The 1,657-nt window shown below is 65.7% G+C and carries 1 protein-coding gene; it reads right to left on the reverse strand.

What is annotated here, in order from left to right; translation table 11 throughout:
• Nucleotides 1–260: 260 nt before the first annotated feature.
• The gene (locus JCM9942_RS15360; protein WP_054660718.1) at nucleotides 261–1,424 is read right to left on the reverse strand and encodes an isovaleryl-CoA dehydrogenase; all 1,164 of its coding nucleotides are present in this window, start codon (nucleotides 1,422–1,424) and stop codon (nucleotides 261–263) included.
• Nucleotides 1,425–1,657: the final 233 nt, after the last annotated feature.

Genomic DNA, 1,657 nt, shown 5'->3' on the forward strand with positions numbered 1-1,657 from the left:
CCGCGCGCAGTGTGTTTGGCCCGCGCCGCATCGCTGCCGCCGCGGGCGGTGGCCGTCAGGGTGGCGCGCAGATCATCGACCTGGGCCTGCATCGCGGTGCGATTGGCTTCGAAGCTGTCACTGCCGGGTTGCAGCTGGGAGGTGAGTACGGTCATGGCCGGAATCCTGAGGGTGCATGGAGCATGTCGGTTGCCGCATGGGCGCGAGGGTATGGTGTTCGGATCGCTTCACCGGTTTCCGGGGAAGGCGATCAAGCGCCATCACGCTGTGCGCTGGAACAGTTCGCGGCCGATCAGCATGCGGCGGATCTCCGAAGTGCCGGCGCCGATCTCGTACAGTTTGGCGTCGCGCCACAAACGTCCGGCCGGGTACTCGTTGATGTAGCCGTTGCCGCCGAGGATCTGGATCGCCTCACCCGCGGCCCAGGTGGCCTTCTCGGCCGAATACAGGATCGCGCCGGCCGCGTCCTGGCGTGTGGTCCGGCCCTGGTCGCAGGCCTTGGCCACCGCGTACACATAGGCGCGGCAGGCGTTGAATCCGACGTACATGTCGGCCAGCTTGGCCTGGATCAGCTGGAACGTGCCGATCGCCTCGCCGAACTGCTTGCGCTCGTGCACGTACGGCAGCACCACATCCAGTGCCGCGGCCATCAGGCCCAGCGGGCCGCCGGAGAGCACCACGCGTTCGTAGTCCAGCCCGGACATCAGCACTTTCACGCCGCCGCCAACCTGGCCGAGCACGTTCTCGACCGGCACTTCGCAATCCTGGAACACCAGTTCGCAGGTGTTGGACGAACGCATGCCGAGCTTGTCCAGCTTCTGCGCGGTGGAGAAGCCCTTCATGCCCTTCTCGATGATGAAGGCGGTGATGCCGCGCGAACCGGCGTCCGGGTCGGTCTTGGTATAGACAACCAGCACATCGGCATCGGGGCCGTTGGTGATCCACATCTTGTTGCCGTTGAGCACGTAGTGGTCGCCGCGCAGCTCGGCGCGCAGCTTCATCGACACCACGTCCGAGCCGGCGCCCGGTTCGCTCATCGCCAGCGCGCCGACGTGTTCGCCGCTGCACAGCTTGGGCAGGTACCTGTGCTTCTGCGCCTCGCTGGCGTTCTTTCGCAGCTGGTTGAGGCACAGGTTGGAATGCGCGCCGTAGGACAGGCCGATACCGCCAGAGGCGCGCGAGATTTCTTCCATCGCCACCACGTGCGCCAGATAGCCCATGCCGCTGCCGCCGTACTGCTCTTCCACGGTCATGCCCAGCAGGCCCTGCTCGCCGAGCTGGCGCCAGAGCTGGTTGGGAAAATGGTTGGTCGCGTCGGCGTCGGCGGCCAGCGGCGCGATATGTGCCGCGGCAAACTGCGCCACGCTTTCGCGCAGCATGTCGATCTCTTCGCCGAGATCGAAGGACAGGGAGGGGATATGCATGGGGGCGGCTCCAGAACTGCTTGGCGAGGGGCGCTCCGGGGTGGGGATGACGGGAGAGGCCGTCAGCACGGGCGGTTGCGCGCAGCCTAACGGGTCCGTGCAAAGAAGTGAATACAAATTCAAAAATTGAACATAGAATCATTCCATGGCCTACAAACGCTCGGAACGGATGGAAAAGCGCCTCGCCGGCAACCGCGAGGCGATCCTGGCGGCCGCCCGGCGACTGGTCGCGG

Source organism: Stenotrophomonas pictorum JCM 9942 (genome assembly GCF_001310775.1).
Taxonomy (GTDB): Bacteria; Pseudomonadota; Gammaproteobacteria; order Xanthomonadales; family Xanthomonadaceae; genus Stenotrophomonas; species Stenotrophomonas pictorum.

Excerpts from the sequence above, each read along its gene's own strand:
- JCM9942_RS15360 (WP_054660718.1), bottom strand. The coding sequence starts at position 1,424 with ATGCATATCCCCTCCCTGTCCTTCGATCTCGGCGAAGAGATCGACATG.